8 protein-coding genes are annotated in these 8,233 nt (G+C 61.1%); 3 read left to right on the top strand and 5 right to left on the bottom strand.

What is annotated here, in order from left to right; translation table 11 throughout:
• Positions 1-160: 160 nt before the first annotated feature.
• Together ccmB and ccmA are read right to left on the bottom strand one after the other, a co-directional pair.
• Entirely contained in the window at positions 161-826 is a 666-nt protein-coding gene (ccmB, locus tag QZ638_RS20650) for a heme exporter protein CcmB (protein WP_295813874.1), read from the bottom strand.
• Between the two features lie 31 nt (positions 827-857).
• Positions 858-1,466 carry a heme ABC exporter ATP-binding protein CcmA gene (gene ccmA, locus QZ638_RS20645; protein ID WP_295813877.1) on the bottom strand — a complete coding sequence of 203 codons (609 nt, stop codon included), beginning with the start codon at positions 1,464-1,466 and terminating at the stop codon, positions 858-860.
• Positions 1,467-1,748: 282 nt separating this feature from the next.
• Here ccmA and acnA point away from each other — a divergent pair, with 282 nt between their 5' ends.
• The 3 genes from acnA to QZ638_RS20630 all read left to right on the top strand — a co-directional run bounded on the left by acnA (position 1,749) and on the right by QZ638_RS20630 (position 6,282).
• Positions 1,749-4,442 carry an aconitate hydratase AcnA gene (gene acnA / locus QZ638_RS20640; protein ID WP_295813872.1) on the top strand — a complete coding sequence of 898 codons (2,694 nt, stop codon included), beginning with the start codon at positions 1,749-1,751 and terminating at the stop codon, positions 4,440-4,442.
• A gap of 178 nt (positions 4,443-4,620) precedes the next feature.
• The gene (locus QZ638_RS20635; protein ID WP_295813870.1) at positions 4,621-5,385 is read left to right on the top strand and encodes a DUF1223 domain-containing protein; all 765 of its coding nucleotides are present in this window, start codon (positions 4,621-4,623) and stop codon (positions 5,383-5,385) included.
• 513 nt (positions 5,386-5,898) lie between these two features.
• Positions 5,899-6,282 (top strand): DUF2794 domain-containing protein, encoded by a 384-nt coding sequence (locus QZ638_RS20630; protein ID WP_295813868.1) that lies wholly within the window; start codon positions 5,899-5,901, stop codon positions 6,280-6,282.
• Between the two features lie 9 nt (positions 6,283-6,291).
• On the opposite strand, the gene QZ638_RS20625 is transcribed toward QZ638_RS20630, so the two are convergent.
• From QZ638_RS20625 to QZ638_RS20615, 3 genes are all read right to left on the bottom strand, one after another.
• Positions 6,292-6,864, bottom strand: a complete 573-nt coding sequence (locus tag QZ638_RS20625) for a GNAT family N-acetyltransferase (protein ID WP_295813866.1) — start codon at positions 6,862-6,864, stop codon at positions 6,292-6,294.
• A gap of 90 nt (positions 6,865-6,954) precedes the next feature.
• Complete coding sequence (locus QZ638_RS20620; protein WP_295813864.1) at positions 6,955-7,695, bottom strand: Bax inhibitor-1/YccA family protein; 741 nt, start codon at positions 7,693-7,695, stop codon at positions 6,955-6,957.
• A gap of 211 nt (positions 7,696-7,906) precedes the next feature.
• On the bottom strand, positions 7,907-8,233 hold a 327-nt coding region (locus tag QZ638_RS20615), incomplete at its 5' end, for an FtsX-like permease family protein (protein WP_295813862.1).

The following is an 8,233-nucleotide window of genomic DNA, read 5'->3' as shown; positions in this document are numbered from 1 at the left end:
GAGCCACGGCACCAGCGTATCGGCCAGCGCCAGAAAGCGCGTCGGGTTTGCGAGCGCCGTCAGGCGGCCGGAAAGCGTGGAGGCTTGCGGGGTGGCGTTTGTCATGCCTGAACCCATAGCGTTGCACGTCCTGTTCCGCAATCGAATCGATTGCCGCACATCAATCGCCACCCCAGCGCAATGCAAGGGACGCGGCCAGCGGCCCGATGACCGCAAAGAACAGCATCAGCGCGGCAAGAATGAGGAAAGGCGGCGAAAACGGGTCGGGGTCGGCGACGGCCCCCCGCGCCGCGGCCACGCCGAAGATCAGAACCGGGATGGTGAGGGGCAGAACCATCACCGAGACGAGAAGCCCACCGCGCGGCAATGCCACTGTAAGCGCTGCGCCCACCGCGCCAATGAAGGTTATGGCCGGCGTGCCAACCGCGAGCGTCGCAGTCGTCGCGAGAATGCCCAGCGGTTCCATATTCATGAACAGACCGAGCAACGGTGTCACCGCCACCAGCGGCAGGACGTTTACGGTCCAATGCGCGAGGCATTTCACGAACACGGTCAGGGCGATCATATGCCGGCTGTCTGCCAAAAGCATCAGATCCAGCGAACCGTCCTCCCGGTCGGCCTGGAAGAGGCGCTCGAGCCCCAGGAGAGCGGCCAGAAGCGCGCCTATCCACAAAATGGCCGGGCCGATACGCGCCAGAAGATTAAGGTCCGGCCCCACGCCGAAGGGAATGACAGCGACCACGGCGAGAAAGAACAACACACCGGTAAGCGCACCGGTCCCGGCACGCACACCGATCTGCAGCTCGCGTCGGAAAAGCGCTAGCATGGGCGGGCAAACCAGACGAAAGCCTGCATGATCAGCCGACCTCCCCCATTCTCAGCGTCCGCGCGTCCTGCAGGCCGAGCGGCAGGTGTGTCGCGGCAATGATCATTCCGCCATCCTCCAGATGCACTCCCATCAAGTCGGCGAATTGCGCTTCGGATGCCTTGTCGAGGCCGGATGTGGGCTCGTCCAGCAGCCAGACGGGCCGGTAGCTGACCAAAAGCCGGGCGATGGATGCGCGCCGTCGCTGGCCAGTGGAAAGATAGCCGAACGGCAGATGCCCGATATCGCCAAGTCCCACCATCTCCAGCGCCTCGAAGGGCGGCAAGTGCGGATGGCCCAGATAATCCTGCCAGAATCGCAGATTCTCCTCCACGCCGAGTTCGGCCTTCATCGCATTGCGATGACCGAGATAGTGGCAAGCAGAAGCAAGATCGGGAAAACCGTCCTCGCCACCGTAGAACTGCACCGTGCCTTCCGTGGCGGGCAAAAGGCCGCACAAAACGCGCAGAAGCGTCGATTTGCCGACCCCGTTCGGCCCTGTCACCAGCAGCGACTCACCGGCTTCAAGCGTAAAGGAGAGGCCGGAGAACACGGTTTCGCCGCCACGCTCGCCGCCTAGTCCATCGGCGGCGAGCCGCATCATGTCGTCGTCATTCGGCAAAGATATTATCCTGAATTTTTCGCGACACGGCAGATTTGCCGCCTCGCACTCTAGAACTCTTCTACAAAATTCTCTATATCCGCCTCAACCACGCCAGCGGTCGGCGTGTAACTCTTTGTGCCGATACCCGCGCGCGCGCCGCCTTGAACGGCCGGGACGCTTGGGGGCGGACAGCGGAAATGACCGTACCCGCACCTTTTGCGCGTGATGCCTCGAGGAGTCCGTTCCCGTTTCGGATAGCAGAACAGGATAGGATCGCCCGTGACCAAATCTCTTGACAGTTTCAATTGCCGTCGCACCCTCCAGGTTGGGGATGCCGAGTATGTTTATTTCGACCTCACGGAGGCCGAGAAGAACGGTCTGGAGGGCATCTCCCGTTTGCCCTTCTCCATGAAGGTGCTGCTCGAGAACCTGCTGCGCAACGAAGACGGACGTTCGGTCACCAAGTCCGATATCGAAGCAGTCGCGGCGTGGCTCGAGGACCGGGGTACGGCCGGTCATGAGATCGCCTACCGCCCAGCCCGCGTATTGATGCAGGACTTCACCGGGGTTCCCGCCGTGGTCGATCTTGCTGCCATGCGCGATGCCATGGTGTCGCTCGGCGGCGACCCGCAGAAAATCAATCCGCTGGTGCCCGTCGACCTTGTCATCGACCACTCCGTCATCGTCGACGAATTCGGCACGCCGAAAGCGTTTTCGCGCAACGTTGAGCTTGAGTATGAGCGCAACGGCGAACGCTACCGCTTTCTCAAATGGGGCCAGAAAGCCTTCAAGAATTTCCGTGTCGTGCCGCCCGGCACCGGCATCTGCCATCAGGTGAACCTCGAATATCTCGGTCAGGCCGTTTGGACGAAGGATGAGGAGGGCAAGACGATTGCCTATCCCGATACCTGTGTTGGAACCGATTCGCACACCACGATGATCAACGGCCTCGGCGTGCTCGGCTGGGGCGTCGGCGGGATCGAGGCGGAAGCGGCCATGCTCGGCCAGCCGATCTCCATGCTCCTGCCGGAGGTCATAGGCTTCAAACTCACCGGAAAGCTGAAGGAAGGCGTTACGGCCACCGATCTGGTGCTGACCGTCGTGCAGATGCTGCGCAAGAAGGGCGTTGTCGGCAAATTCGTCGAGTTCTTCGGCGACGGTCTCGACCATCTGACGCTGGCCGACGCCGCGACCATCGGCAATATGGGACCGGAATATGGCGCGACCTGCGGCTTCTTCCCGGTCGATTCGGAAACGTTGAACTATCTGAACGTCTCCGGCCGCTCGAAGGAACGCATCGCGCTGGTGGAAGCCTACTGCAAGGCGCAGGGCATGTTCCGCGAGACGGGCACCGAGCATCCGGTTTTCACCGATACGCTCGAGCTCGATCTCGGAGAGGTCGTGCCGTCCATGGCAGGCCCCAAGCGTCCGGAAGGCCGCATCCCGCTCGATAACATCGCCTCCGGCTTCGCCGAATCGCTCGAGAAGGAATACAAGAAAGACCCGTCCACGCTCGAGCAGCGCTGGCAGGTGGAAGGCGAGGATTACGACCTCGGCCATGGCGACGTGGCGATCGCCGCCATCACCTCCTGCACCAATACCTCGAATCCGAGCGTGCTGATCGGCGCCGGGCTTCTGGCCCGCAACGCCAACCGCCTCGGCCTCAAGCAGAAGCCTTGGGTGAAGACCTCTCTGGCCCCCGGTTCGCAGGTGGTCGCCGAGTATCTGGACAAATCCGGCCTGCAGAAGGAGCTCGATCAGATCGGCTTCAACCTTGTCGGCTTCGGCTGTACGACCTGCATCGGCAATTCCGGCCCCCTGCCGGGCCCGGTCTCCAAGACCATCAACGACAAGGGTCTGATCGCCGCCGGCGTTCTCTCCGGCAACCGCAACTTCGAGGGCCGCATCTCGCCCGACGTGCAGGCCAACTATCTGGCCTCACCGCCGCTGGTCGTCGCCTACGCGCTCGCCGGCTCGGTGACAAAGGATCTGACCAGCGAGCCCATCGGCCAGGACAAGGACGGCAATGACGTGTTCCTGAAGGATATCTGGCCTTCCAATCAGGAGATCCAGAAGTTCATCCAGGAGCATGTCACCCGCGATCTGTTCGAGAAGAAGTATGCCGAGGTCTTCACCGGCGACGAGAACTGGCAGGCCGTGCAGGTGCCGGAAGGCGAGACCTATGCCTGGGACGACAAGTCGACCTATGTGCAAAATCCGCCTTACTTCGCCGGCATGAAGAAGACGACCGGCGATATCAGCGACATCAAGAGCGCTCGCGTGCTCGGCCTGTTCGGCGACAAGATCACCACCGACCACATCTCGCCGGCCGGCTCCATCAAGGCGCAGTCGCCCGCCGGCAAGTATCTGATGGACAATGGCGTCGGCGTTGCCGACTTCAACCAGTACGGTACGCGTCGCGGCAACCATGAGGTGATGATGCGCGGCACCTTCGCCAACATCCGCATCCGCAACCACATGCTGGGCGAGAACGGCACCGAGGGCGGCTACACGATCCACTATCCCTCCAAGGAGGAGATGTCGATCTACGACGCAGCCATGGAGTACCGCAAGGAGGGCGTGCCGCTGGTGGTCTTCGCCGGCGGCGAGTACGGCAACGGCTCCTCGCGCGACTGGGCTGCCAAGGGCACCAATCTGCTTGGTGTGCGCGCCGTGATCGCCGAGAGCTATGAGCGCATTCACCGCTCCAACCTGGTGGGCATGGGTGTCATCCCGTTCGTTTTCGCCGAGGAGACCAGTTGGGAAAAACTCGGCCTGAAGGGCGACGAAACGGTCACCATCGAAGGTCTTGAGACCATCAAGCCGCGCGCCAAGATGAATGCCAAGATCACCTACGCCGACGGCGCGGTGAAGGAGGTTCCGCTTCTCTGCCGTATCGATACGCTGGATGAGCTGGAATATTTCAAGAATGGCGGCATTCTGCAGTATGTGTTGCGCGATCTGGCCGCATAGGCCAACGGACAATCGCTCCAACGGGACCGCCGGCGCATATGCCGGCGGTCTTTTCGTTTCAACCGTCCGGACCGTTCGCAGGCATGTCTCACCGGAACGTGACTTCTTGTTGAGGCTTTGCCACACCTATAGTGCTTGCGACTAAGCAAAACCGCTTCAGATTCCGAACGGAGAGTGCATGTTTCGGCTCATGACACGCAGCCATTTACTGGCTGCGGCTTTAGGCATTTTCGCCCTTGCCGGCGCGGCAGAGGCTCGGGACGCCACCCGGCCGGTCGGTGTTGTGGAGCTTTTCACGAGTCAGGGCTGCAGCTCCTGTCCGCCCGCCGATGCCGTGCTCGCCGAGTTGGCGAATCGCGCAGACGTGATTTCGCTTTCCTACCACGTCGACTACTGGGACTACCTTGGCTGGCGGGACGCGCTCGGAAGCGCCGCCAACACAGAGCGCCAGAGAAAGTATGCCCAGTCTCTGCAGAAAGCCTCCGTCTACACACCCCAGGCGATTGTCAACGGACGCCGCGACATGAATGGCGCGGATCGCGGCAAGGTCATGTCGATCCTGGAAGATATGGCCGGCACAGCGAACGGTCTTCAGGTGGCTCTGTCGATGCGCGACACGGGTGACAGCATCGTGATCGACATCGGTGCGCCCTCTGAAGGCCTGCGCGGCGGTCCCGTTAACGCCCACGTAGTCTTCGTGGACTTTACGCCGAGCGCAACGGTCGAGATCCGTGCCGGCGAGAATCGTGGGCGAACCATCGAATACCGCAATGCGGTCAACCAGATTCAAACCGTCGGCATGTGGGACGGCACCGCCAAAAGCATTGAAATGCCGAAGAGCGAACTGATGCGCAAAGGCAATGGTTGTGCCGTCCTGGTGCAGCGCGTGGACGACCAGGGCCGACCGGGGGCAATTCTGGGCGCGATTGCCATGAATCCATGACGTCCTCGCGCGGAGGCCCCAAAAGAAAAACCGGCGCTGAGTCATTCAGCACCGGTTTTGATCTTTTGGGACCGTTGCCTCGCTCGGGGGTCCGAGTTGGTTCGATCCGGTCATGACCCCGAGGGCGGGGGGGCTTGGGGTTTTCGGGATCCGTGTCCGGACCGAACCGTCTCAGGCAACGGTGGGATCGTCGCGGCACAATGGGGCGTGAGCTTGGACAAAATGCGGCAAGAAAAAGGCAAGTCATCACCAATTCCGACAAACGGTCCTGATTTGTGACTACCGGCTAACGATTGAGGCTTGCAGCCATGTAGATCGAAGCTCGGCAAGGTGAATGACGCCTACCCACTCCGAATGTGGCAACCCCATCAAGAAAGGTTAAATCGACACAACCGCCATCCCTTGGCGACGTCCCCGATGAAGACGCGATATTCCAGGAGAAATGCGGGGCTTGCAATTCGGTCTGTGGCGAGCGAACCTTCCTCGTCACCAAATCGTCATGAGGTACAGCCAATGACCGATTACGGCAGCGCGGGGGAGGATAGGGACGGCTCCGGGATATTGATTCCGCTGCACGAGGCGCGCAGGGAACGCTCCGGCCTTCCCGTAACGTTCGAGCGGCGCGAATTGGACCAGATTCTACGCATTTATGGGCGTATGGTCGCCGCCGGCGAATGGCGCGATTATGCCATCGATCATCTCAAGGACAGAGCGGTCTTCTCCGTCTTTCGGCGCACCAGCGAAGTTCCCCTCTTTCAGATCGTCAAGGATCCCAAGCTTACACGAAAGCAGGGGGCGTACAGCGTGGTCGCGGCCACCGGCGCCATCCTGAAACGCGGCCATGAATTGGCGCGTGTGCTCGCGGTGTTCGACAAGAAATTGAAACTTGTCACCTGACGCCGCAAATTAGTCGACAGCTTCTCCGCGAAACAATCGCTCGGGTATGGAATCGGGATCCGGCGGCGCATCCGCACCTTCGTTCAATGTGCGCTGCATGAACACCGTGTCGAGCCAGCGGCCGTGCTTGTAACCGCTTCCGCGCAGAATGCCGGCATCCTCGAACCCGACTGCCCGGTGCAGTTTCACAGAAGCGCTCTTCTCGCCACCATCTCCGATCACAGCGACGATCTGCCGGAAACCGCGCTGCGCACAGGCCTCGACAAGCCGATCCAGCAGGATACGTCCAATGCCGCGCCCTTGCGCATCGGGCGCCAGATAGACCGAATCCTCGACCATGAAACGATACGCCCGCCGCGGACGAAACGGCCCCGCATAAGCATAGCCGAGCAGTGCATCGCCCTCCTGGGCGACGATGTAGGGATAGCCGTTGCGAAGCAGCGCCTCCATGCGCTCACGCATCTCCGCTTCACCCGGCGGCTCGAGTTCGTAGCTCGCCGTGCCGTCGGCAACGGCATGGGCATAGATTCGGGTGATGGCGGAAGCATCGTCCAGGCTGGCTGTGCGGATCGTTGGTAACATGGAAAACCGATTGACGGTCTGGAACTGAGATCAAAAAAGGGCGGCTCAAAAAGCCGCCCTTTCGTATCGTCGTTCAAGCGTTCACGCTCGCTACTCGCGATTGCCGAGGAACTGCAGCAGGAACATGAACAGGTTGATGAAGTCGAGATAGAGACGCAGCGCACCCATGATTGCCTTGCGGCCGGACACGGTGGCGTCGTCGCCCTCATAGTACATCTCTTTGATCTGCTGGGTGTCGTAGGCCGTAAGGCCGGCGAACACCAGCACGCCGATCACCGAAATGGCGAACTGCAGTGCCGAGGAGCCGAGGAAGATGTTCACGATCGAGGCAATGATGATGCCGATCAGACCCATGAACAGGAACGATCCCATACCCGAAAGATCACGCTTGGTGGTGTATCCCCAGAGTGACAGCGCACCGAACGACGCGGCGGTGATGAAGAAGGTACGGACAATGCTCTCGCCCGTATAGACGAGGAAGATTGTCGACAGGGAAAGACCGACCAAGGCCGAGTAGACCCAGAAGGTCGTCTGTGCCGCCCCGACACTCATGCTTTGGATGCGGAAACTCAAGAAGAACACCAGAGCGAGCGGCGCGAGAATGACAACCCAGCGGAAGGCGCTGGCATAAATGAGCTGGCCGAAGGCCGTGAGCTGGCCGTCGGCAATGGCAAGGTTGAACGCGCCGAAGGCTGCAAGGCCGGTGATCGCCAGGCCGAGCGCCATAAGGTTGTAGACGCGAATCATGTAGGCGCGCAGGCCCTCGTCGATGGCCGCGTCCGCGCGCACGCCGGGCGTAGCGCGGGCCTGATAGTTACGAAGGTCAGCCATAGTTACCCCTTTCTGGCTTAAATCCCGTCCGGTGACGGCCGAAAGGCCGTGCGCCGCTGGCGGGATACCAGCATGCGTGCATCAAATATGATGTCAGTTTGTGTTCAGGACAAGACCCGTCATCGCGGGAAATGCACCTGCGGCAACAGTTCGCGGGTGAAAAGCAACCTACAGCCCCGCACGGTTAACGATTGCCTACCCAAAAACACACTCAAAGATTGCGCAAAACGGGGGCTGCCTTGTGTCCAAGCACCCGCCAGGTGCCGATCAAACCGAAGCCGACCGTCATGACCAGCGCGACGACAACGGTCGTCACCGCCACTTCCGGCAAAAAGCTCGACGGCAGGCCCATGACCTGCGCGACGACAAACCAGGCAGCCACCCCGCCGGCCAGCAGCGCGAACACTGCCGTTGCCAAACCTATAAGCAAATATTCGAGCGAGAAGGCCGCGATCAGCGTACGACGCGTCGCACCTAGGGTTTTCAGCACCACCGCATCGTGCACGCGCGCCCGATTACCGGCCGCCAGTGCGCCCGA

Origin of the sequence: uncultured Nitratireductor sp., from assembly GCF_913053745.1 — a bacterium.
In the GTDB taxonomy this organism is placed as follows: Bacteria; Pseudomonadota; Alphaproteobacteria; order Rhizobiales; family Rhizobiaceae; genus Nitratireductor.
The sequence above is the reverse complement of the archived record's forward strand: the minus strand, read 5'-3'. Positions and strand labels throughout refer to the sequence as shown.

Bases quoted from the DNA above. Each gene is read 5' to 3' on its own strand.
- QZ638_RS20630 (WP_295813868.1), top strand. From the start codon at position 5,899: ATGACCGATTACGGCAGCGCGGGGGAGGATAGGGACGGCTCCGGGATA.
- QZ638_RS20620 (WP_295813864.1), bottom strand. From the start codon at position 7,695: ATGGCTGACCTTCGTAACTATCAGGCCCGCGCTACGCCCGGCGTGCGC.
- ccmA (WP_295813877.1), bottom strand. From the start codon at position 1,466: ATGCGGCTCGCCGCCGATGGACTAGGCGGCGAGCGTGGCGGCGAAACC.
- ccmB (WP_295813874.1), bottom strand. From the start codon at position 826: ATGCTAGCGCTTTTCCGACGCGAGCTGCAGATCGGTGTGCGTGCCGGG.
- QZ638_RS20635 (WP_295813870.1), top strand. From the start codon at position 4,621: ATGTTTCGGCTCATGACACGCAGCCATTTACTGGCTGCGGCTTTAGGC.
- QZ638_RS20625 (WP_295813866.1), bottom strand. From the start codon at position 6,864: ATGTTACCAACGATCCGCACAGCCAGCCTGGACGATGCTTCCGCCATC.